Source organism: Pseudomonas sp. 2(2015) (assembly GCF_000955865.1).
GTDB lineage: Bacteria > Pseudomonadota > Gammaproteobacteria > Pseudomonadales > Pseudomonadaceae > Aquipseudomonas.
Genome location: NZ_JYOF01000004.1, coordinates 397,435 through 420,780, shown reverse-complemented (window position 1 = coordinate 420,780; position 23,346 = coordinate 397,435). Strand labels below are relative to the sequence as shown.

Here is a 23,346-nt window from a genome sequence, read left to right as displayed (position 1 = left end):
AGGGAGACCCACTGTGCGAGACAGCGTTGAACCGCGGCATTAGATAGTTATCGCGACAAAAAAAAAGCGCCATGCCCCGAGGGGACATGGCGCTTTCTCAAGCAACCGGCGGGATCATTCCCACTCGATGGTCGCTGGCGGCTTGCTCGACACGTCGTAGGTGACGCGGGAGATGCCTTCGATCTCGTTGATGATCCGGCCGCTGACGGTTTCCAGCAGCTCGTAAGGCAGGTGCGCCCAACGCGCGGTCATGAAGTCGATGGTCTCGACCGCACGCAGGGCCACGACCCAGGCGTAACGGCGGCCGTCACCAACCACACCGACCGATTTCACCGGCTGGAACACCACGAAGGCCTGGCTGACCTTGTGGTACCAGTCGGCCTTGCGCAGTTCTTCAATGAAGATGTGGTCGGCGCGACGCAGCAGGTCGGCGTATTCCTTCTTCACTTCACCGAGGATGCGCACGCCCAGGCCCGGACCCGGGAACGGGTGACGGTAGACCATGTCGTACGGCAGGCCCAGCTCCAGGCCAAGGCGACGAACCTCGTCCTTGAACAGCTCGCGCAGCGGCTCGACCAACTTGAGGTTCATCTCTTCCGGCAGGCCACCGACGTTGTGGTGCGACTTGATCACGTGGGCCTTGCCGCTCTTGGCGCCAGCCGACTCGATCACGTCCGGGTAGATGGTGCCCTGGGCCAGGTACTTGATGTTGTGCAGCTTGCTCGACTCGGCATCGAACACGTCGATGAAGGTGCGGCCGATGATCTTGCGCTTCTTCTCGGGGTCGGCTTCGCCGGCCAGGTTGCCGAGGAACTGCTCTTCGGCGTTGGCGCGGATCACCTTGACGCCCATGTTCTCGGCGAACATGGCCATCACTTGCTCGCCTTCGTGCAGGCGCAGCAGGCCGTTGTCGACGAATACGCAGGTCAGCTGGTCGCCGATGGCCTTGTGCAGCAGCGCTGCAACCACAGAGGAGTCAACGCCGCCGGACAGGCCGAGCAGGACGTTGTCGCTGCCGACCTGGGCGCGGATCTGGGCAATGGCGTCTTCAGCAATGTGCGACGGGGTCCACAGCGCTTCGCAACCGCAGATGTCGAGGATGAAGCGCGAGAGAATGCGACCGCCCTGCTTGGTATGGGTCACTTCCGGGTGGAACTGCACGCCGTAGTAGCCACGGGTGTCGTCGGCCATGCCGGCGATCGGGCAGCTCGGGGTGCTGGCCAGGATGTGGAATTCTTCCGGGATGCGGGTGACCTTATCACCGTGGCTCATCCACACATCCAGACCGAACACGCCATCGGCGTCAACGTGGTCTTCGATGCCGTCGAGCAGGCGGCTCTTGCCGACTACGTCGACGCGGGCATAACCGAACTCACGCAGCTCGGAACCTTCAACCTTGCCGCCCAGCTGTTCGGCCATGGTCTGCATGCCGTAGCAGATACCGAATACCGGTACGCCCAGGTCCCAGACCGCCTGTGGCGCGCGTGGGCTGTTGGCTTCGTGCACGGACTCGGGGCCGCCGGCGAGGATGATGCCGCGCGGGGCGAATTCGCGAATCGCTTCATCGTCCATGTCGAACGGGTGCAGTTCGCAGTACACGCCGATTTCGCGCACGCGGCGGGCGATCAGCTGGGTGTACTGGGAACCGAAGTCGAGGATCAGGATGCGGTGAGCGTGAATGTCGAGGGCCATGACTCAATCTCTGATGCAGCTGCAAGCTTCACGCTGCAAGCCGCAAGTTGTTCGGGAATTACGCGGTAGCCGCTGCAGAGCAACTACCGCTTGGAGCTAGAAGCTTGTCACTTGCCGCTGGAGGCGTTAGCCGACCCGATAGTTTGGCGCTTCTTTGGTGATTTGAACGTCATGCACGTGGGACTCGGCCATGCCGGCACCGGTGATGCGCACGAATTCTGGCTTGGTGCGCATCTCTTCGATGTTGGCGCTGCCGGTGTAACCCATCGAGGAACGCAGGCCGCCCATCAGCTGGTGGATGATCGCGGTCAGGGTGCCCTTGTAGGGCACACGGCCTTCGATACCTTCCGGCACCAGCTTCTCGGCACCGGCCGAAGAGTCCTGGAAGTAACGGTCGGAAGAACCCTGGGCCTGGGACATGGCGCCCAGCGAACCCATGCCGCGGTAAGCCTTGTAGGAACGGCCCTGGAACAGCTCGATCTCGCCCGGGGCCTCTTCGGTACCGGCGAACATCGAACCCATCATCACTGCCGAGGCACCGGCTACGATGGCCTTGGACAGGTCACCGGAGAAGCGGATACCGCCATCGGCGATCAGCGGGATGCCGGTGCCTTCGAGGGCCGCGGCAACATTGGCGATGGCGCTGATCTGCGGCACGCCGACACCGGCGACGATACGCGTGGTGCAGATCGAGCCCGGGCCGATACCGACCTTGACGGCGTCAGCGCCGGCTTCGGCCAGGGCCTTGGCAGCAGCGCCGGTGGCGATGTTGCCGCCGATGACCTGAACCTGCGGGAAGTTCTCTTTTACCCAGCGAACGCGATCGATCACGCCTTTGGAGTGACCGTGAGCGGTGTCGACCACCACCACGTCAACGCCGGCGGCAACCAGTGCCGACACGCGATCACCGGTGTCTTTGCCGGTACCGACCGCGGCACCGACGCGCAGGCGACCCTGGTCGTCCTTGCTGGCCAGCGGGTAGGCCTTGGCTTTTTCGATGTCGTTGACGGTCATCATGCCCTTGAGGGCAAATTTGTCGTCGACGATCAGTACGCGCTCGATGCGGTGCTTGTGCAGCAGCTCGCGAGCTTCGTTCTTGTCGGCGCCTTCCTTGACCGTGACCAGACGCTCTTTAGGCGTCATCACTTCACGGACGGTGGCGTCCAGGCGGTTTTCGAAGCGCACGTCGCGGGAGGTGACGATGCCGACCAGGTCGCCATTGTGCAGCACCGGAACGCCGGAGATGTTGTTCAGCCGGGTCAGTTCGAACAGATCACGGACCGTGGCGTCAGCCTCGATGGTGATCGGGTCCTTGACCACGCCAGCCTCGAACTTCTTGACCTTGCGCACTTCGGCAGCCTGCTGCTCGATGGTCATGTTCTTGTGGATGATGCCGATGCCGCCTTCCTGGGCCATGGCAATGGCCAGGCGGGCTTCGGTCACGGTATCCATGGCGGCGGAAACCAACGGAATATTCAGCTCGATGCCACGGGTCAAACGGGTCTTGAGACTGACTTCATTGGGTAGCACCTCTGAATAACCAGGCACTAGGAGAATGTCGTCGAAGGTCAGGGCTTCTTGGCTGATACGCAGCATCGCGGGGGCTCCCGGGCGGGAAAAATGGAAGCGCGCCATTATACTCATCCAGTGCCCTTCGCTCAATGCAAAGATGGGCCTTCGGTCAGTTACCTTCGCGGCTTACCTGCACCACGGCCACCGGCTGGTCCAGCCAATCGGCGAAGTTATCCAGAAAACCCTGCCTGAACCCCGCCGCAGTCCAGTTATTGAAGATGAAACCGAGGTTGGAAAACGCACAGGGCTGCAGGAACAGAAAGCCGTTGATGTCGTCTTCATGGCCGCACAGCGGGCAAACGAAGTTTTCCGTGCGCCCGGGCATCCAGTCTTCCAGGCTCTCGAACAGCGCCACGCCGACTTCCTTGCGGCACTCGGCGCAGCCGGCTTCTTCGAGAAAGCCATCGGTGGGGGTATAGATGCAGCGTTTGGTGATCACCTCGAGGCCGTTGACCGGCTGGCCGAACGGCAGCAGTTCGGGCCGCTCGACGACTTTGCGTGCGCCCTCGGCGATGGCGTAGGCCATACGGCTACCGGTGCTGCCGCAGGTGCTCAGTTGCTCCTCGATGACTTTCTCGCGCACCAGCCAGCGCAGGATCGCTCGGGCGCGGGCCTCATGGACGGGGACGGTGGAAATCTTCGGGACAATAATGCTCTGGTTTGTCATCACAGCGGCCAAACAGGTTCAAAGATGCCAGTTTACCTCACTCAGGTAGCGGCCGATCAGGGCAATGCCGCTGGCCAGCACCAGCCAGGTGACCAGGCGCACGAAGGTCTCACGCGACATATTCAGGGTCAGGCGCCGGCCCAGGTACACACCGCCCAGCATCATCGGCGCCAGGCACAGGGCCAGCAGCAACAGCGGCAGGTCGGCATATACGCCAGCGATCAGGAACAGGCTCAGACGCACCACAGTGCTGCAACTGATCAGCGCGCTCTGGGTCGCCCGCGCCTGCTCCTTGGAGGGCAACCGGGCGTTGAGGTAGAGCGCATATAGAAAGCCGCCGCTGCCGAACAAGGCACCGAACAGGCCGCCCGCCGTCCCCATCGGCACCGACCAGGCCGCCGACAGCTGCGCCGGCCTGACCTTCACCGCCAGGCTGTAGAGGGCATAGGCGCTGATAAACAGCCCCATCAATAACAGCAACACGTCGGACTTGAGCTTGAGCAGAAACACCACGCCAAAGGTGCAGCCCAGCGCCATGCATGGCAGCAGGCGCATCAGTTCCGGACGCGCCACCGCCTTGCGCGCCGGCAGCCAGTTGCCGAAGGCGGCGACGAAATCCAGCAGCACCAGCAACGGAATGATCCGCGACAGCGGCATGAAGTTGATCAGCACCGGGCCGGCCACCAGCGCGGTACCGAAGCCGGCGATGCCGAAGACGACATAGGCGGCGCCAATACCCAGCAGGATCGGCAACCAGTCGAGCGGGGTAAACGGTAATTGGGCAAACAGGGTGGAAAGCATGACGGTCTTCACCAGCGGAGGTGTGGAAACTTTAGCCAGCCACTAGCCATGCCGACTAATATGCAATTACCTAGTCAGTCATCTTGAAACGGCATAGCTGCAATGATTTCCACTCGCCAGTTGCATTACTTCGTCGAAATTGCCGAGAGCGGCAGCTTCAGTGCTGCGGCCGAGCGGCTGTTCATCGCCCAGTCGGCGCTGAGCCGTCAGGTCAAGGAGCTGGAGTCGCAACTCGACACCCTGCTGTTCGAGCGCACCGCCCGCCAGCCGCGCCTCACCGCTGCGGGCCAAGCCTTTTTGCCGCGGGCGCGGACCTTGCTGGTGGACCTGGAAAAAGCCCAGCGCCTGGCCCGTGAGGTCGGCCAGGGCGTGCGCGGCAGCCTGCGCCTGAGTCACTCGAGCACCGTGCCGCTGAGCGGGCAGTTGCTGGCGCGGCTCAGTGGCTATCTGCATGACAACCCGGGGGTGTCCATGGAAATCGCCCAGCAGTCGTCCGAGGCGCAGCTTGAGGAACTGGCCGAGGGTCGCCTGGAGCTCGGCCTGCTGCGCTTGCCGGTGTTGCGTCAGCACGAGGACGTATGTGTGCAGGCGCTGTTCGAGGAACCCTTGCTACTGGCAGTGGCTCAGGATCATCGGCTGGCCGGGGAAAGCAGCGTGCACCTGGCGCAGTTGCATGAAGAAGCCTTTATCTCCATCCCTCACCGTCAGCGTGGCGGCTTGAGCTACCTGTCTGCTCAGCTGTGTTCGCGTGAAGGCTTCTTCCCCCGGGCTGCGCGGGTGGTGTCGCGCAAAACCACACAACTGCAGCTGATCCAGGCCGGGTTCGGGGTGGCGTTGCTACCGCGCTGCATGCAGGACCTTGCGCCGGCGACGGTGAAGTTCGTGACACTGGCCGATGAAGACTGCAACAGCACCGTGGCGCTGGCGTATCGGCGCGATGCCGGAGCGCTGGTGCAAGGATTCTTGAACTACATGCAGGACCGGTAGGAGCGGCGGTGCGGCGACCCGACTTGCCCCGCGATCAGGTACGGTCAGCCAGATCGCATCGCGGGGCAAGCCCGCTCCTACATGCCGACACCTGTGCAACATTCCTTTATGATGCAGCCCATGATCAAAGACCCCTTCGAAAGACTCGGCCTGGACCGCGAAGTCCTGACCGTCAGCCAACTCAACGGCCGCGCCCGGGTGCTGCTGGAAGACGTGTTCCGCAATGTCTGGGTCGAAGGCGAGATCTCCAACCTCGCCCGCCCGGCCTCCGGTCATGTCTACTTCACCCTCAAGGACAGCGGTGCCCAGGTGCGCTGCGCATTGTTCCGCCAGAACGCCGCGCGGGTGCGCCAGGCCCTGCGCGATGGTCTGGCGGTCAAGGTGCGCGGCAAGGTCTCGCTGTTCGAGGGCCGTGGCGACTATCAACTGATCCTCGACACCGTCGAGCCGGCCGGTGACGGCGCCCTGCGCCTGGCCTTCGAAGCGCTGAAGGAAAAGCTCGGCGCCGAAGGCCTGTTCAGTGCCGAAAACAAGCGCGCCCTGCCCGCTCACCCGCAGCGCATTGGCATCGTCAGCTCGCCCACCGGCGCGGTGATCCGCGACATCATCAGCGTGTTCCGCCGCCGTGCGCCGCAGGTCGAGCTGACCCTGATCCCGACCGCCGTGCAAGGCCGCGAAGCCATCATCCAGATTGTCCGCGCCCTGCAACTGGCCGACAGTCGCGGCTTCGACGCGCTGATCCTGGCCCGCGGTGGCGGCTCGCTGGAAGACCTCTGGTGCTTCAACGAAGAGGCCGTGGCCCGCGCCATCGCCGCCTGCCAGACGCCGATCGTCAGCGCCGTCGGCCATGAAACCGATGTCTCGATCAGTGACTTCGTCGCTGACGTGCGCGCCCCGACGCCGTCTGCCGCCGCTGAACTGCTGGCCCCGGACAGCAGCGACCTGCAACGGCGCATCGACAGCCTCAAGCGCCGCCTGTTGCTACGCATCCAGAGCCGCCTGATGCACGACCGCCTGCGCCTGGACAGCCTGACCCGGCGCCTGCGCCATCCGGGCGAACGCCTGCGCCAGCAGGCCCAGCGCCTGGACGACCTGGACATGCGCCTGCGCCGCGCCTTCGAGCAGCGCCTGAACCAGCGCCGCGAGCGCCTCGCCCGCCTGGACACGCGCCTGGCCGCGCAACACCCCGGACGCACCCTGGCGCTGCTCAAGCAACGCCTGGACAGCCTCGCCGAACGCCTGCCGCGAGCCATGCGCGAAACCCTCAAGGACCGCCGCCAGCGTCTGCAGGCGCAGGTCCAGACCCTGCACGTGGTCAGCCCGCTGGCGACCCTGGGCCGTGGCTACAGCATCTTGCTCGACGAGCGCGGCCAGGCCATCCGCAATGCCGCCCAGACCCACAACGGCCAGCGCCTGACCGCCCGCCTGGGCGAGGGCGAGTTGCTGGTGCGGGTCGAAGACAACCACCTGACCCCGGTCACGCTCTCTTTACTGGACTGAACCATGCCGCGTCTATTTGCCCCGCTGTTGCTCCTGTGCCTGGTGTTCGCCAGCAGCGCCCAGGCCAGCTACATCACCCGCCAACTGAACAAGCCGGTACCCGGCGGCGTCGCCGTCGTCGACCTGGGCCCGGCCGCCACGCCACCCAGCGCGCGCTTTGATGGCAAGCCAGTGCTGGTGGTCAGGGAACAGGACACCTGGCTGGCCATCGTCGGCCTGCCACTGACGCAAAAGCCCGGCACCGCGCAGCTCACCCAGGGCAGCCGTACCCTTAGCTTCAACGTGGGCAGCAAGAAGTACCCGGAACAGCGCATCACCTTGAAGAACAAACGCCAGGTCAACCCCGACCCTGCCGACCTCAAGCGCATCGACGCCGAGCTGGCCGAGCAGATCAAGGCCTACCGCAGCTTCAGCCCCACCCTGCCGAGCAACCTGATCCTCGACAAGCCGGTCAACGGCCCGCTGTCGAGCAAGTTCGGCGTGCGCCGCTTCTTCAATGGCGAAGAACGCAACCCGCACGCCGGCCTGGATTTCGCCGTACCCGCCGGCACGCCGATCAAGACCCCGGCCAACGGCAAGGTGATCCTCATCGGCAATTACTTCTTCAACGGCAACACCGTGTTCGTTGACCACGGCCAGGGCTTCATCAGCATGTTCTGCCACATGTCGAAGATCGACGTGAAACCCGGCCAGCAACTGAGCCGCGGCGCCGTGGTGGGCCGCGTCGGCTCGACCGGCCGCGCCACCGGCCCGCACATGCACTGGAACGTCAGCCTCAATGATGCGCGGGTCGATCCGGCGATCTTCATCGGCGCCTTCCAGCCCTGAGGCCTGGCTTGCGCCAATCAAAAAGACCGCGCAACTGGCGCGGTCTTTTTATTTGTAAATCGCCATAAAATCTCGACAAAACTGGTTTTTTAAGCATTTCTCTCAATTTTCTCTCAAGGCTTGCCATCTTTAACCCCACTGGTTAGGGTTGAAGCCATGAAAACCTTTCAGACCCTCATCCTGCTTCGTCAACACCGCAGCCTCTGCCTGGTCAGTGCACGACTACCAAGCTGAATCGCGTCGCCTCGCCTTTTCATCTCGTTTTCGTTCGGCGGGCCCCTTTCAAGGCCGCACATTCAAGGATTGCTTTCATGACCATGCTCAAAGACCCTTCGAAAAAATACAGCGCCTTCGCGACCGTCAACCTGGCGGACCGCACCTGGCCTTCGAAGACCATCACCCAGGCGCCGATCTGGTGCAGCTCGGACCTGCGTGATGGCAACCAGTCGTTGATCGAGCCCATGGATGCGGCAAAGAAACTGCGCTTCTGGAAGACCCTGGTCAGCGTTGGCGTGAAAGAAATCGAAGCCTCGTTCCCATCTGCTTCGCAAACCGACTTCGACTTCGTTCGCACCCTGATCGAAGACGGCCACATCCCGGACGACACCACCATCCAGGTGCTGACCCAGGCCCGTGAAGACCTGATCGCGCGCACCTTCGAATCGCTGCGCGGGGCGAAAAAGGCCATCGTCCACCTGTACAACGCCACCAGCCCGTCGTTCCGCCGCATTGTCTTCAACCAGGACAAGCAAGGCGTCAAGGACATCGCCGTGAACGCGGCTAAACTGTTCGTCAAATATGCCGCCCAGCAGCCACAAACCCAGTGGACCTTCCAGTACTCGCCGGAGACTTTCAGCGCCACCGAGCTTGAGTTCGCCAAGGAAGTCTGCGACGCCGTGATCGAGGTGTGGAACCCGACCCCTGAGCACAAGATCATCCTCAACCTGCCGGCTACCGTCGAAGTCTCGACGCCGAACATCTATGCCGACCAGATCGAGTGGTTCGGCCGCAACGTCAACCGCCGCGACAGTGTGATCATCAGCCTGCACACCCACAACGACCGTGGTACTGGCGTGGCCGCCACCGAGCTGGGCCTGATGGCCGGCGCCGACCGTGTCGAGGGCTGCCTGTTCGGCAACGGCGAGCGTACCGGCAACGTCGACCTGGTGACCCTGGCATTGAACCTCTACACCCAGGGCATCGACCCCGAGCTGGATTTCTCCGACATCGACGGCGTGCGCAAGGTCGTCGAGGAGTGCAACCAGATTCCGGTGCACCCGCGTCATCCGTATGTCGGCGACCTGGTTCACACCGCGTTCTCCGGCTCGCACCAGGACGCCATCCGCAAAGGCTTCACCCAGCAGAAAGACGATGCCAAGTGGGAAGTGCCGTACCTGCCGATCGACCCGGCCGACATCGGCCGCAGCTACGAGGCAGTGATTCGCGTCAACAGCCAGTCGGGCAAAGGCGGTATCACCTACCTGCTCGAACAGGAATACGGCATCAGCCTGCCACGGCGCATGCAGATCGAGTTCAGCCAGGTGGTTCAGGGTGAAACCGACCGCCTGGGCCTGGAGATGACCGCCCAGCAGATCCACTCGCTGTTGCACCGCGAGTACCTGCAGGCCAACGCGCCGTACGCGCTGGTCAGCCATCGCCTGCAGGAAGAGAACGGCCACAGCGCGGTGGAAGTGGAAGTTGCCGGTGAAGGCGAAACCACCCTGCACTGGCGCGGCAAGGGCAACGGCGCCCTTGAAGCCCTGGTGGCCGGCTTGCCGATCGCCGTCGAGATCATGGACTACAACGAGCACGCCATCGGCGCCGGCACCAACGCCAAGGCCGCGGCCTACATCGAACTGCGCGTGGCCGGTGGTCGTCCGGTGCACGGCGTGGGTATCGATGAAAACATCACCACCGCGAGCTTCAAGGCGCTGTTCAGTGCGCTGAACCGTTCGCTGAGCCAGCAGGCGGCCAAGGCGGCCTGAGCCCTGAACTGAGCTGCAACCGAGTGCCCGCCTCCCTCCGGAGGCGGGCACTTTCGTTTGCGTGCAATAAAAATCGTCGGTCAGCTTGCTGGCAACCCCCGGTATACTCCCCTCCTCGCTTTACCTTGCGCTGCGCGCACATCATGAAAGGACACTCGATGAGCAACTACCTCGAGCGGGCACTGAGCGGCCTGCGCACCATCGGCATCAACCTCGTTCGTCCGGTCCAGGACGCTCCCGTACTGGTACTGCTCGACCGTGTGGCGCAATACGACAGCAGCAAGGTCACCTCGATCGCCGCCGTGCTGCAGCAAGCCACCGCCTTCAACAGCATGGTCCGCGAGCAGATCGAGGGCATGGACATTTCCACCCGTTTCATGGACATCACCCAGAGTTTTACCTCGATCCGCGAAGACGCCGCCGCCATGGCCGGCTGGATGGACGACGGGCGCCTGGACAGCATGGAAAAACTCAAGCTGGCGTGGATGAATGTACGCCGTGGCTCGATCCCCAGCCGCTTCAACGACATTCGCGACAACTACCTGCAAGTGTGCAAGTCGGCCAACGACCAGATCAGCCGCGAGACGGTGATCCTCGAGTCCTACCTGGATTTTCGCATGGCCATGAAAGCCGCCGAGGTCGAGGCCCAGCAAGTGCTGGCGATTGCCGGCCAGGCCCTGGAGCAGCGCACGGTCGAGCTTAACGAAGCCAACCAGCAAGTCGCCGCAGCCGAGTCGGCCGAGCCTGCCCAGCGCTCCGCCCTTGAGCTGCGCCGCGATGAAGCCGTGCGCGCCCTGCAGGATGAAGACAAGCGCTACCAGATCGTCAAGGACATCGCCGACGACCTCAAGGTCGGCTACAACACCGCCGAGATGGTCTTCGCCCGCATCAACCAGGTGCACGTGATCAAGGAGCGCCAGTACCAACGCATGGTCTCGTTCTTCTCGACCAACGAGGTGGTGCTCACCGGCCTTGCGGTTTCGTTCACCGCCAACAGCGGCCTGGCCGAAGCCACTCATACCCTCAATGCCACCACCGATGGCATCAGCAAGGGCCTCGAAGCCCTGGGCACTACCGGCAACCAGCAACTTGAAGCTGCGGTCAAGGCCAGCTACGGCTCGACCATCAAGGTCGATTCGGTTCGCGCCCTGGCCGATGCCACGCTGTCGTTCCAGAACGACATGCACAGCCTGACCGAAACCTACCGGGCCGAGTCGAGCAACGCATCGCGCGACATCGCCGCTGCGGTCGAGGACTCCAAGCGTAAGTTCGCCGCACTGCTCAGCAAGGCGGCCTGATGAGCAGTATTCCACTCTCCGAACAGCTCGGAGCGATGGCGTTCGTCGACGAATTGCGCCACCAGCAGATGCAGGTCCAGGAACACCTGGACCTGCCCAAGCGCCGCGCGGAAGTTGCGGCGCGCATCCGGACCTATTACCAAAGCCACAACATCGCTTTCGATGAGGCCTTGATCGAACAAGGCGTGCGTGACTTCTTCGCCCGCCGCCTGATGTTCGAGGCACCACCGCTGAGCTGGCGGCAAAAGCTGCTGAGCAAGGCGTCGATGGCGCGCAGCCAACTGTTCAAATTGGTCTTGGCGATCATCGCCGCAGCGCTGATCACCCAGTGCACACGTATTGTCCATGACAGCGGCATTACCGTCGAAATCGAAAACAGCGCCCGCGACCTGCGCCACCACGATGAAGACGTGCGCGCTGACATCCAGCTCAAGCACGAGCAGCTCAAGCAGTGGCAGCAAAAGGCGCAGGCCCAGCCCGATGCCGCTGTCAGCCGCATCCTCGATCAGGTCCGGCAAACCTTGCCGCCGCTGGAGCAGAGTTTTGCCAGCGATGTGCCGCAGTTCGTCAACAAGGCCAACCGCGACAACGTCAAGACCCTGGTCACGATGCATGAGGCGCAGATCGAACAGGCCCGCAAGGCCGTTTCCTCGGCCCGCGCAGCCTTTACCACGGTGGAGGGTATCTACCCGCAGCGCGATAACCTGGCCAGGCTGCTGGCGATGCCAGCCTACCTCGAAGGCCTGAAGCCGTTCCCCACGCTCAAGGCGCTTGCCGAATCGGCTGACCGGCAACTGCTGCAGGTTAACGATGGCGATACGCTCAAAGCGGCCAGCCAGCAAGTGGCCAAACTGGATCTTGAGATCGAGCGCATCGCCTACTGGCTGGAACAGAGCACCCTGCGCGATCAGTTGCAGCAGCGCCTGCAAGCGATGCCGCTGGCCGCCGGTGACCGCGCGCAACTGCAAGCGCTGCTGGCACAAGCCAACAATGCCCTGCATGAGCAGAACGTCCCCCAGGCCCGTTATCAGCTCGAGCACCTCAAGCAGATGCTCGACTTTGCCGCCGTGCCATTGACTGTGCAGATCGTCGACCGCACCGGGATCAAGTCCGGGGTCGAACGTTGCTACGACCCCGCCGGCTGCAACCGCGGCGAAGACACCGACAAGGGCAAGAGCTGGTTCCTGGTGGTCGAGGCTACCGACGCAGGTGGCATCAGCGTCGAGGTGCCGGTTACCAGCGCCGAAACCGGCAAGCAGCGCTGGACTCGTTTGTTCGCCGTGCGCGTCAGCCAGGCCGAATACCTCAAGGTCAAAGCGGACAAGCTCGACGATGGCCATGTCGATAACCGCATGATGGGCAGCAAGGCTGCCAACTCGCTGACCCTGCGCTTCAACCAGCGCACCACGGGCAACCCTGACATGATCATGGACTGGTGAACACATGACCCCTTCTACCCTCACCGGCACCGTGGCGCAGAACGCTCGCAGTTGCGAGGCCTTGCTGCGTAGCGCCGAGCAGTTGCTGTCGGCCCTGAGCAGTCAGGAAGCGCGCCTGGAACAGGACATTCTCACCCGCCTGAGCAACATCGCCACACTCAAGCTTGAACATCGCCCGGCCCTCGATCAGGACACCCTGCAGCAACTGCAGGCACGCCAGGACGCCGAAGCGCAATCGCGCGCCGAACTTGCCCGGCTCGAAACCGATATCGCCGAGTCGCTGGCCGCCCAGCACGCGGTGCGCAGCCAGATTGAAAGCATCAACCGCCAGGTCAAGCAGCAGCTGGCACTCGAACCGGCCTGGTGTGAGCTGGGCGAGCAGTTGCTGGCCGCGCAAGAGGCCAACAGTGAAGCCAATACCGGCTACCAGGAAATTCGCCAGGAGTGCGTCGACAAGCTGCCTTCGTACAGCGCCAACCCGATCTACTACCACCTGCTCAAGCGTGACTATGGCACTGAGCAGTATCGCCACAATTTTCTCCACCGCTGGCTCGACAACACGCTGGCCAAGCGCGTCAACTTTGCCAGCAACCGCAACAACGAGCTGATCCTGCGGGCCATGCAGACCCGCAACGAAGAGCTGCAAGGTGAGCGCCTGAGCCTGATAGCCGGGTTGCAGGAGGCAGTCGACCAGCACCTGGCCCAGGCGCGCACAGCCGCAGGCATGGACCCGCTGAGCCGCGAAGACGTCACCCTGAACAAGCACATCGTCGCCGCCAAAGCCCGGGCCAACGAGCAGCACCAGCAACTGGCCAATTTTGCCGGCAAGCAGGACCCGCATTACCTGCGGATCCGCCAGAACATCACCGAACGCCTGCAGGCGCAGACCATCGAGCAACTGCTGGTCGAAGTACAAAAGACCCCGGACAGCAACGACGACAAGATCGCCGCGCAGCTCAAGGAGCTTTACCCGCGCCTGCGTGACGTCCAGGACCGCCTGCCGGAGCTGCGCGAACAGCACGACCGCGCCCTGCACAATTATGAGCGAGCCAAGGAACTGGAGCGGGCGCTGCGCACCGACTATTACCGGGACAGCGACTATACCTACAGCACGACCTTGAGCATCGAGCGCCTGCTGGCCGACTACATGACCCGCGACCTCAGCCTGCACGCGCTGGAAACCGTGCTGCAAAGTGGCCGACGCCTGGTGCCGCGCAGTTCTTCGTCGAGCAGCTCTTCGTCATTCAGCTGGTCGAGCTCCGGCTCCAGCAGTTCGAGTTCGAGCTCAAGCTCCAGTGACTTCTCCACCTCCAGCAGCAGCGGTGGTGGCAGCTTCAGCACCAGCGACAGCTTCTAAGTGCTATGCCGGTCTTGCCCGTATTTCAGGCGTGACCGGCATGCTGGCCATCAGTCTTTGAGGTAGTCAGAAACCCCAGAAACCGATATCGCCCTGCTCGCTATAGTGCTGGTAGCCCTCAAACAGGACCGCTTTTTTGATCTGCTCCCAGCTGATGGGATTGATGGATTCGTCGCTGGGCAACATGACAATTTTCTGCGTAGCAAACGAAGTCAGAAAGACCAGGTCTTCTCGAACCACGCGATCATATTCATCAACGACCAGATCGACGAGGTTGTTATCCGCCACCTGTTTAAACCTACCGCCCGCCAGCATCTTGTGCGCATAGACCATGTTGACTTGATATACATAGTTCGTCGCATGGGCAGGAACCGACAACGAACACTCGTCAGTGCTGGACTCGGAAAAGGCCTCACCGTAGACACTGGACTCAGTAATCTCCGCCCCCAGCCTGATCGCCCCCAACTTAATCCCGGCGCCGTAGGTTTTCGAGACGGCGGTTGCGTAACTTTTGCTCATCCCTTGCTGGGTAGTCACTTTGAACGTCTGCTCGACACTGAGCTTGTTAACCAGCGGCCTGAGGTATTCCAGGTAGGCGAAGATGGGTCGCGTCTGAACATTCCAAGAGGAGCCCAGGTAGCTGACGTCCCCTTCCACGGTCAGGCCATTTACCCAGCATCCATAATTGGATGCGCCTTCTGCAAACAAGTAGCGATCAATTTCGTAGGCGCCCTCTTTGAAAGGCAAGTTGCGTATTTCCGGTTGCTGATTCATCGGTGAATTCCTTGTCGAAACGATTATCGTCGGTAATATCCAGGTACGCCTGTTGATCAGTAGCGTTTTCGTGGATCCACAAGAGCGTCCATATCAAAACTCCAGGCGCGGGCATCGCCAGCCGTGGAGTAGTTATCGAGCAGTATCAGTTTGAACAGGTCGTCTCTGGACAAAGGTGGCTGCGCGCCTTGCACCTGCTCGCGAGCACAAAGCCGACTGGTTGCCACCGAAGAAAGCAGTATCAGGTCGTTTTTCCCACCCGTGCTCACAACGCACGCATGATTGGAGCTGAACAGGCCACCGATAGTGTCAGCAGCAGCGAATACCCGATGGGCATAGACCAGTGCTACCTGATAAACCAAATAGGTCGTACTACCCGGGACGAGTAACGATTGTTTGTGCGGCCGTGCAGGTGCCCAGGCCTGCTCGGAATCCATCCCGGTTTGAAGATTGGAAAACGCATTGACTTGATCAATCGCCGGCGCCACAGAACAGTCTTTTGCCGTGCCCTTGAAGAACCAAAGGTGATGCCCCTGAGCAGCGCTGACTTCTAAGCTCTGATTGCCAGTAGCCTGTATCACTCGCGTATCAACATAGGCCAGATAGGCAAAAACCGGCCGGCTGATAGTCGGCCATTTACGCCCTTTGAAGCTGACTTCGCCGTAGATTGACTGCCCGCTCACCCAGCAGCCTCGATTGAAATTTCGATCGCCAATCAGATAGCGTTCAATTTCGTACGACCCGCTCTTAAGCGGGAAGCCGATGGCTTCATGTACTTCTTCTTGCATAACGCACCTCAGTTAAAAGTCGTGCAGCCTCTTAACCGTACGGCGCGGTCGACAATCGCGACAGCCGGACGCCCTTCCCTACAACGCCAGCTGCATCGAACTATCACCGGCAAAAAAAAGGTGCGCCGACCAAGCGCACCTCAAAGCCGTGTAGCACACAACGAATTCGGTTTCAGTCCAGCAGTGCCAGGGCCTCGGCGCTGCAGTCCTGGATACGGGCCCAGTCGCGGTTGTTGATCCAGCTGCTGTCAAGCATCCAGGTACCACCCACGCACATCACATTGGCCAGGGCCATGTACTGTTTCACATTGCCCGGGTTGACCCCGCCGGTGGGGCAGAAACGCACGTCGCCGAACGGGCCGCCATAGGCCTTGATCGCTGCCACGCCGCCGCTGATTTCGGCCGGGAACAGCTTGAAGCGCCGGTAGCCGAGGGCATAGCCCATCATGATTTCCGACGGCGTGCTGATACCTGGCAGCAGCGGGATGTCGCTGTCGACGCCGGCCTCGAGCAAGTCCTGGGTGATGCCCGGGGTGACCACGAACTGGGCGCCGGCCGCTTGCACGGCGGCAAACATGGTGCGGTCCAGGACTGTACCGGCACCGATGCACAACTCCGGGCGCTGCTCGCGCAGGACCTGGATGGCCTTGAGGCCATGGGAGGAGCGCAATGTCACTTCCAGGGTCTTGATCCCGCCGGCTGCCAGGGCGTCAGCCAGGGGCAGGATGTCTTCTTCGCGGGCGATGGTGATCACCGGCAGAATGCGCGCCTGGGTGCAGATCTGATCGATCCGGGCAATCTTGTCGGCCATGGAAGCTCCCGGCTGTTTCAGTTCATGCGTGGTCATAACGGCGGATCCTTGGCTCATGGGCACCAGTAAATATCCAGAGGGTCTTGTAAGAAGGCACGAATCGGCATCTCGGCCAGGTCATTGCCCGCCAGTGCGGCGCGCAGGGTAGCGAGTTTGCCCGCACCTTGCACCGACAAGGCGGTAAAACCGGCGCTCGCCAGCAGCGCGCAGGTCATGCTCAGGCGTTGATGCGGCACGCTCGGCGCCAGCATCGGCAGACAACGGCGGGCGCTGTTCGGATCAAGACCTTCGGCAAGGTTCGGGCTGTTGGGGAACAGCGAGGCGGTATGGCCATCGTCGCCCATGCCCAGCACCAATACGTCGATACCCGCAAGCTCGGCCAGGGCCTGGTCGGCTTCCAATGCGGCCGCTTCAAGGTTCGCAGCAGCATTGTAGAGATTGAGGAAACGCGCCTTGGCAGCAGGACCGGTCAACAAATGGCGCTTGAGCAGGCCGGCATTGCTGTCGGCATGTTCCACCGGTACCCAGCGTTCATCGGCAAGTGTCACCAGTACCTTCGACCAGTCCAGCGGCTGCTTGAGCAGTGCGGCGAAGAACGCCACCGGGCTGCGGCCGCCGGAGACGACCAAGGTAGCCTGGCCCTTGTCGGCAATCGCCGCATTCAGGCGAGCAGCCACATCCTTGGCCAAGCCTTCGGCCAACAGCGCAGGGACAGTGAATTCATGTGCCGCGACGTTTGCCGGCAGTTGCAGTTCAGATATCGCCATACCAGGACCTCCCATCGCGGGTAATCAGTGCAATCGAGCTCATCGGCCCCCAGGAGCCGGCGGCATAGGGCTTGGGCGCGTCGCCCGACTGTTTCCAGCCGGCGATCAGCTGATCGCACCACTTCCACGCGTATTCGATTTCGTCTTTGCGCACAAACAGGTTCTGATTGCCGCGCATCACTTCCAGCAACAACCGTTCATAGGCATCGGGAATCCGCGCGCTACGCCAGGTGTCGGAAAAATTCAGCTGCAAGGGCCCGCTACGCAGCTGCATGCCTTTGTCCAGGCCCTGCTCCTTGGTCATCACCCGCAGCGAGATGCCTTCGTCCGGCTGCAGACGGATGATCAGCTTGTTGCCGATCTGCAAACGCTGTTCCGGGGCGAAGATGTAGTGCGGGGTTTCCTTGAAGTGGATGACGATCTGCGACAGCTTTTGCGGCATGCGCTTGCCGGTGCGCAAATAGAAGGGCACCCCGGCCCAGCGCCAGTTGCGGATATCGGCGCGCAGGGCGACGAAGGTTTCGGTGTCGCTCTGTGCGTTGGCGTTGTCTTCTTCCAGGTAGCCGGGCACCGGCTTGCCTTCGCTGTAGCCGGCAATGTACTGGCCGCGCACCACCTGGGTGCTCAGGCCCTCGCCCTTGATCGGCGCCAGGGCCTTGAGCACCTTGACCTTCTCGTCGCGGATGCTGTCGGCAGAGAGGTCACTGGGCGGGTCCATGGCAATCAGGCAAAGCAGCTGCAGCAGGTGATTCTGGATCATGTCGCGCAATTGCCCGGCCTTGTCGAAATAGCCCCAGCGCCCTTCGATGCCGACCTTTTCGGCAACGGTGATCTCCACGTGGGAGATCGAGTTCTGGTTCCACTGGGTTTCGAACAGGCTGTTGGCAAAGCGCAGGGCGATGAGGTTCTGCACCGTCTCCTTGCCCAGGTAATGGTCGATGCGGTAAACGCGATTTTCCGGAAAGTACTGGGCCACGGCGTCATTGACCCGCCGCGAGGACTCCAGGTCATGGCCGATGGGCTTTTCCAGCACCACCCGGGTACGGGCACTAAGGCCGGCCTTGTCGAGGTTCTCGCAGATGCCGCCATACACCGCCGCCGGGGTGGCGAAATAGGCGATCAGTTGGCTGTCGCTGCCGACCTGCTCGGCCAGGGCCTGGTAGTCCTCGGCCTTGAGGAAATCCACGTGCAGGTAGCTAAGTCGGGCGAGAAAACGCTGCAGAACCGGCGCCTCTATTTGCCCGGCAGGCACGAACTCCTGCAGGTGCACCTCAATCGACGCCAGGTGCTCAGCGACACTGCCCGGCTCGCGAGCCAGGGCCAGCACCCGGGTATCGGCGTGCAGCAGGCCGGCCCGGTCGAGCTGGTAGAGCGCCGGGAACAGCTTGCGCAAGGCCAGGTCGCCGAGGGCGCCAAACAGGGCAAAGGTGCAGGGTTCAACGCTGATCGAAGCCATGATGTTGGTTCTTTTATCAAGTTGACGTAGAAATACCGTTTTCAATCGCAGTTTTCAAGGAATAATGTAGTAAAAACCACAACATTTTACTCAATGGACAGATTCAAGTGGTGTGCCATCCATGCCATCAGTACGATAGGCCACCGTGTCAAAAGCCCGCTGCTGTCGCCAGCCGGCTGTCTCAACGACCCAAGGAAAACACCCATGGACCGCGTGCGAAACCTCCTGGAGCAGATCCAGGGCCGCCTCGAAGAGCTGAACAAGGCTGAGCGCAAAGTCGCCGAAGTCATCCTGCTCAACCCCCAGCAAGCCACCCGCTTCAGCATCGCCGCCCTGGCCCAGGCCGCCAAGGTCAGCGAGCCGACGGTCAACCGCTTCTGCCGCTCGTTCGGCGTCAGCGGCTACCCCGAGCTCAAGTTGCAACTGGCGCAGAGCCTGGCCAGTGGTGCCGCCTATGTCAGCCGGGCGGTGGAAGCCGATGACGACCCGGCCTCCTACACCCAAAAGATCTTCGGCAGCGCCATCGCCTCGTTGGACAGTGCCTGCCAGCAACTTGATCCACAGCTGGTCAGCCGCGCCGTCGACATGCTGATCCAGGCCCGGCAGATTCACTTCTTTGGCCTCGGCGCCTCGGCGCCGGTGGCACTCGATGCCCAGCACAAGTTCTTCCGTTTCAACCTGGCAGTGTCGGCCCATGCCGATGTGCTGATGCAACGCATGCTGGCCTCGGTGGCCCACACCGGCGAGCTGTTCGTGATCATCTCCTACACCGGGCGCACCCGCGAGCTGGTCGAAGTCGCGCGCCTGGCCCGGGAAAACGGCGCCTCGGTACTCGGCTTGACGGCCGCCGACTCGCCACTGGCCAAGGCCAGCAGCCTGAGCCTGAACATCCCGCTGCCCGAAGACACCGACATCTATATGCCGATGACTTCGCGGATCATCCAGCTGACCGTGCTCGACGTGCTGGCCACCGGCATGACTCTGCGCCGCGGCGTCGACTTCCAGCCGCACCTGCGCAAGATCAAGGAAAGCCTCAACGCCAGCCGCTACCCGATCGACGACGAACTCAACTGAGCAAGTGCGCCTGCAGCCGCAGGTGTGCTTGCTCACCCGGCGCCAGGCTCAGGCTGTCACTGCTGCCGCTGGCCGCCTCGACACAGACGAAGCCCAGGGTTTCGCTGCCACTGACGCCCATCAACGGCCGGCTGCCGGGGTGCCAGACCACGGTGTCCTCGCTGTCACCGGTATCGATGCACAACTGGCGCTGCCAGGCTGGGTCGTGCAACTGCAGGGTCGCCGCATTGGGGAATACCCGCTGGCAACCGCCATGGACCTTCAAGGCGCCCTTCTGCCGGCAGGCCTGACGGTTCAAACGGTCGTAACCCTCAATGTTTTCTAGCCCAGACAGCGCTATCTCGGAAACGTCACTAATACGCCAGTAGGCCAGCAGAGCATGACTCAACTGACAAGGCTGGCTGTCCTGGTGCTCGGTACTCAGTTGCAGCTCCATGCGCTTGCCCAGTTTGGCCAGCAGGTCGACCTGCCAGTCGCACAGTTGCAGGCGCCACTTGAGGGTCACGCCGTCTGCGTCTTCGCTGCTGTCGATCAGCTTCCAGTCAAGCAGGCGCGCCCAGCCATGGGCCGGCCACATGTCTTCACTGGGGTGTCGGCCGTACCAGGGCCAGCACACCGGCACGCCGCCGCGGATGGCGCCGACTTGCGGCCACTGCGCCGCACACCACAGCCAGGGGCGCTCGCCCTGGGGCTGGAAGTGCAATAACTGCGCGCCCTGACGGCTGAATACTGCCTGGCATTGCGGGTGATCGATGATCAGCACATCGCGCTGCTGGTAACGCTCCCACTCGAAGGTCGGCCTGGGCCTCTGCGAAGTGAAGAAACGTTGTAGCGGGTGCTCTGGCATGGCGGGAAACTCTTGTTGTTAGTGAGGGCCTCATCGCGGGTCAAGCCCGCTCCCACAGGTTCTGCGCAATCCATGTGGGAGCTGGCTTGCCAGCGATCGACCGCACAGCGGTCGCAATATGCGTAAATTTACAACATATCGCCTCAGAACGACGACTGAATCTTCAACCCGGCGACCAGCGCGTTATCCACCTCATCCACCCCACCCGGGCTCTTGATGTACTGCAGGTTCGGCCGCACGGTCAGCCAGTTGGTAACGTGGAAGCCGTAGTACAGTTCGGCGTTGTACTCAGTCTTCTGGATCGGCACGAAATCGGCGTCGTTGTAATCCGCGATACCGCTCTGCTGGTTGAGCAGTTTTGCCCTGTCCTGCACGTCATCGTTGACGTGGATGCGCGCCACGCCAAAGCCGATGTCATCCTTGGGCCGGCCATCGAAGGCGCCCTTGTAGACCATGCCCACCTGCTGGTAGTTGTCGACCACGTTGGTGGCCTTGTCGTGCACGGTGAAGTTGGCGAACAGGCTCAGGCCGCGGTTGGCATCACCGTTGTGCGTAGTGACCTGCTGTTGGGCAACCACCCACCAGCCATGCTTGCTCGAATGCGACTTGAAGGCGGCGCCGGTCAATGCCTGGGGCTGGCCATTGAGGTCGTCGTAGACATCATCGGCCTTGGCCGTGCTGTAGTAGTAACCCAGGCGGTACTCGCCCGGCAGGCCGTTGACCTGCGGCGACCAGACCAGCTCCACCGGCAGGATCATGCCCTTGGTGCCGCTGCCGCTGAGCTTGAAGCCATTGCCGGTCTCAAGGTTGGAGGGGTTCTGCTCATACACGCCGACCTGGGCGAAGAACTCCGGGGTGATGTTGTACTTGACCCGCATGGCCCACTGGCTGACCGGCCAGTTGTACCAGATGCCGCCAACCCAGTTACCCACCTGCGAGCCGCAGAACGCCAGGTTCTGGAAGTCGCAGGGGAAGCTGTTGAAATCCTCGCCTTCACCGAAACGGCCGACCTTGATATCCAGGGCGCCATCGAAATATTTCTGTTTGACCCACATCTGCGTCAGGCGCCAGGTCTGGCCACGGCCCCAGACTTCCTGCACCGAACTGAACTGGCCGGCGCGCGGGTCGCTGATGCGGTCGTTGGACAGGTTGCGCCCGCTACGCTCGGTGATCGCCAGCTTGAACTCGGCATCGTGCCAGCCGAAGATCTTCTCCAGGTCCAGGTGCGCACCGAGCGCGAACTGGTCGCTGTAACGGGCAGTCTTGTCGTCGTTGTAGCCACCATTGAGGTTACCGGCCACCTCGCCGACGTAATCGAGGGTGAAGTCGTAACCCTTCTCCAGCAATTCGGTGCGGGTACCGCCCCAGTCGCCGCTCATCCATTTCGACTCCGGGGCAAAGGCGCCGGCCGCCTGCGCCCCGCAACTGACGCCCAGGGCCGCCAGCAGGGTCAGCGGCGCCAGCGGCTTGATACGCTTGAAGTGATCCATCCCTTGTTTCCTCGTTTTATTGTTCTCGATGGGTTTCTACGTTCTATAACGAATTCAGCGGCCCTTGAATTGGGCGACATTGTCCTGACTTGTCTGCGCGGGTGCGGCAACACCCAGGCGCTCACCCGTGGCGGCATCGAACAGCAGCACCCGCGCCGGGTCGAACTGCAGGTTGAGGGTGTCACCCACCTGGGTTGGCACATCCGGGGCCAGGCGGCAGCAGACTTTGGTCTGGTTGAGCGTGACGAACACCAGCAGGTCCGGCCCGGTGGGCTCGGTGATCTGCACTTCGGCACGAATGCTCGGCAAGCCGTTGGCCTGGGCCGGGGCCAGGGCGATCTGTTCGGGACGAATGCCGAGGATCACTTCTCGCTCCTCCAGGCCCGCGACATTGAACCCCAAGGGTAGCTCGCAACGCGCCTGGCCACTGTCGAGCAGGGCCAGCAGGCGGCCGTCCTTGCGCTGCAGGCGCAGGGGAATGAAGTTCATCGGCGGCGAGCCGATGAAGCTTGCGACGAACAGGTTGGCCGGGTCGTTGTAAATCTGCTGCGGGGTGCCGAACTGCTGGATCAGCCCGTCTTTCATCACCGCCACCTTGTCGCCCAGGGTCATGGCCTCGATCTGGTCGTGGGTGACGTACACCGTGGTGGTCTTCAGGCGCTGGTGCATCAGCTTGATCTCGGTGCGCATCTCCACCCGCAGCTTGGCGTCGAGGTTGGACAGCGGCTCGTCGAACAGGTAGATCTTCGGCCGCCGCGCCAGCGCCCGGCCCATGGCCACGCGCTGCTGCTGGCCGCCGGACAGTTGCCCGGGCTTGCGTGCCAGCAGGTGCTCGATCTGCAGCAGCTTGGCCACCCGCGCCACTTCTTCATCGATGGCGGCGGCGGGCATCTTGCGCATCTTCAGGCCGAAGGCGATGTTGTCGCGCACGTTCATGGTCGGGTACAGCGCGTAAGACTGAAACACCATGGCGATGTCGCGGTCCTTGGGGCTCATGCCACTGATGTCGGCATCATCCACCAGGATCGCCCCGCCGCTGATCTGTTCAAGGCCGGCGATGCAGTTCATCAGGGTCGACTTGCCACAGCCGGACGGCCCGACCAGGATCAGGAACTCGCCGGAGTCGATCGACAGCTCGATGTTCTTCAGGGTATCCGGCATGCCGCTGCCGTAGCTCTTGTTGACGTTGCGCAGTTCAAGCGTTGCCATTGTG

20 protein-coding genes are annotated in these 23,346 nt (G+C 62.3%); 8 read left to right on the top strand and 12 right to left on the bottom strand.

Annotated features, from left to right (window positions below):
- Window positions 1-114: 114 nt before the first annotated feature.
- The 4 genes from guaA to UB48_RS10125 form a co-directional block, all read right to left on the bottom strand.
- The gene (gene guaA / locus UB48_RS10140) at window positions 115-1,692 is read right to left on the bottom strand and encodes a glutamine-hydrolyzing GMP synthase (RefSeq protein WP_045196475.1); all 1,578 of its coding nucleotides are present in this window, start codon (window positions 1,690-1,692) and stop codon (window positions 115-117) included.
- A 126-nt stretch (window positions 1,693-1,818) separates the two neighbouring features.
- A complete protein-coding gene (gene guaB / locus UB48_RS10135; protein WP_045196472.1) occupies window positions 1,819-3,288 on the bottom strand; it encodes an IMP dehydrogenase in 1,470 nt (489 codons plus the stop codon).
- An 85-nt stretch (window positions 3,289-3,373) separates the two neighbouring features.
- A complete protein-coding gene (locus UB48_RS10130) occupies window positions 3,374-3,931 on the bottom strand; it encodes a sugar ABC transporter ATPase (protein ID WP_045196470.1) in 558 nt (185 codons plus the stop codon).
- 18 nt (window positions 3,932-3,949) lie between these two features.
- Complete coding sequence (locus tag UB48_RS10125; RefSeq protein ID WP_045196607.1) at window positions 3,950-4,720, bottom strand: sulfite exporter TauE/SafE family protein; 771 nt, start codon at window positions 4,718-4,720, stop codon at window positions 3,950-3,952.
- Between the two features lie 114 nt (window positions 4,721-4,834).
- Here UB48_RS10125 and UB48_RS10120 point away from each other — a divergent pair, with 114 nt between their 5' ends.
- The 7 genes from UB48_RS10120 to UB48_RS10090 all read left to right on the top strand — a co-directional run bounded on the left by UB48_RS10120 (window position 4,835) and on the right by UB48_RS10090 (window position 14,126).
- On the top strand, window positions 4,835-5,719 hold the full coding sequence (locus UB48_RS10120; RefSeq protein WP_045196468.1) for a LysR family transcriptional regulator: 885 nt from the start codon (window positions 4,835-4,837) through the stop codon (window positions 5,717-5,719).
- Between the two features lie 120 nt (window positions 5,720-5,839).
- Window positions 5,840-7,219, top strand: a complete 1,380-nt coding sequence (gene xseA / locus UB48_RS10115) for an exodeoxyribonuclease VII large subunit (RefSeq protein WP_045196605.1) — start codon at window positions 5,840-5,842, stop codon at window positions 7,217-7,219.
- Window positions 7,220-7,222: 3 nt separating this feature from the next.
- Entirely contained in the window at window positions 7,223-8,047 is an 825-nt protein-coding gene (locus UB48_RS10110) for a M23 family metallopeptidase (protein ID WP_045196466.1), read from the top strand.
- A 311-nt stretch (window positions 8,048-8,358) separates the two neighbouring features.
- On the top strand, window positions 8,359-10,032 hold the full coding sequence (leuA, locus tag UB48_RS10105; protein ID WP_045196464.1) for a 2-isopropylmalate synthase: 1,674 nt from the start codon (window positions 8,359-8,361) through the stop codon (window positions 10,030-10,032).
- A 158-nt stretch (window positions 10,033-10,190) separates the two neighbouring features.
- A complete protein-coding gene (locus UB48_RS10100; protein WP_045196463.1) occupies window positions 10,191-11,330 on the top strand; it encodes a hypothetical protein in 1,140 nt (379 codons plus the stop codon).
- Window positions 11,330-12,769, top strand: coding sequence for a DUF6384 family protein (locus UB48_RS27085; RefSeq protein WP_052676507.1), 1,440 nt, complete (start codon window positions 11,330-11,332; stop codon window positions 12,767-12,769). Before UB48_RS10100 ends, UB48_RS27085 begins: the two co-directional genes overlap by 1 nt.
- Before the next feature lie 4 nt (window positions 12,770-12,773).
- Window positions 12,774-14,126 carry a hypothetical protein gene (locus UB48_RS10090; RefSeq protein WP_045196461.1) on the top strand — a complete coding sequence of 451 codons (1,353 nt, stop codon included), beginning with the start codon at window positions 12,774-12,776 and terminating at the stop codon, window positions 14,124-14,126.
- Window positions 14,127-14,192: 66 nt separating this feature from the next.
- Here UB48_RS10090 and UB48_RS10085 read toward each other — a convergent pair whose 3' ends face one another.
- The 5 genes from UB48_RS10085 to zwf all read right to left on the bottom strand — a co-directional run bounded on the left by UB48_RS10085 (window position 14,193) and on the right by zwf (window position 18,722).
- Entirely contained in the window at window positions 14,193-14,900 is a 708-nt protein-coding gene (locus UB48_RS10085; RefSeq protein WP_045196460.1) for a monalysin family beta-barrel pore-forming toxin, read from the bottom strand.
- A 56-nt stretch (window positions 14,901-14,956) separates the two neighbouring features.
- Window positions 14,957-15,688: a monalysin family beta-barrel pore-forming toxin gene (locus UB48_RS10080; protein WP_045196458.1), complete on the bottom strand. Its 732-nt coding sequence runs from the start codon at window positions 15,686-15,688 to the stop codon at window positions 14,957-14,959.
- Window positions 15,689-15,860: 172 nt separating this feature from the next.
- A complete protein-coding gene (locus tag UB48_RS10075) occupies window positions 15,861-16,535 on the bottom strand; it encodes a bifunctional 4-hydroxy-2-oxoglutarate aldolase/2-dehydro-3-deoxy-phosphogluconate aldolase (RefSeq protein ID WP_045196457.1) in 675 nt (224 codons plus the stop codon).
- 17 nt (window positions 16,536-16,552) lie between these two features.
- On the bottom strand, window positions 16,553-17,266 hold the full coding sequence (pgl, locus tag UB48_RS10070) for a 6-phosphogluconolactonase (protein WP_045196456.1): 714 nt from the start codon (window positions 17,264-17,266) through the stop codon (window positions 16,553-16,555).
- The gene (zwf, locus tag UB48_RS10065; RefSeq protein ID WP_045196455.1) at window positions 17,253-18,722 is read right to left on the bottom strand and encodes a glucose-6-phosphate dehydrogenase; all 1,470 of its coding nucleotides are present in this window, start codon (window positions 18,720-18,722) and stop codon (window positions 17,253-17,255) included. The genes pgl and zwf overlap by 14 nt, the downstream gene beginning before the upstream one ends.
- A gap of 213 nt (window positions 18,723-18,935) precedes the next feature.
- Between zwf and hexR the strand changes: the two genes are divergently transcribed.
- A complete protein-coding gene (hexR, locus tag UB48_RS10060; RefSeq protein ID WP_176794343.1) occupies window positions 18,936-19,796 on the top strand; it encodes a DNA-binding transcriptional regulator HexR in 861 nt (286 codons plus the stop codon).
- On the opposite strand, the gene UB48_RS10055 is transcribed toward hexR, so the two are convergent.
- The 3 genes from UB48_RS10055 to UB48_RS10045 form a co-directional block, all read right to left on the bottom strand.
- Window positions 19,789-20,643, bottom strand: a complete 855-nt coding sequence (locus tag UB48_RS10055) for a D-hexose-6-phosphate mutarotase (RefSeq protein WP_045196451.1) — start codon at window positions 20,641-20,643, stop codon at window positions 19,789-19,791. The genes hexR and UB48_RS10055 overlap by 8 nt on opposite strands.
- Before the next feature lie 143 nt (window positions 20,644-20,786).
- A complete protein-coding gene (locus tag UB48_RS10050; RefSeq protein ID WP_045196449.1) occupies window positions 20,787-22,133 on the bottom strand; it encodes a carbohydrate porin in 1,347 nt (448 codons plus the stop codon).
- 54 nt (window positions 22,134-22,187) lie between these two features.
- Complete coding sequence (locus UB48_RS10045) at window positions 22,188-23,342, bottom strand: ABC transporter ATP-binding protein (protein WP_045196447.1); 1,155 nt, start codon at window positions 23,340-23,342, stop codon at window positions 22,188-22,190.
- Window positions 23,343-23,346: the final 4 nt, after the last annotated feature.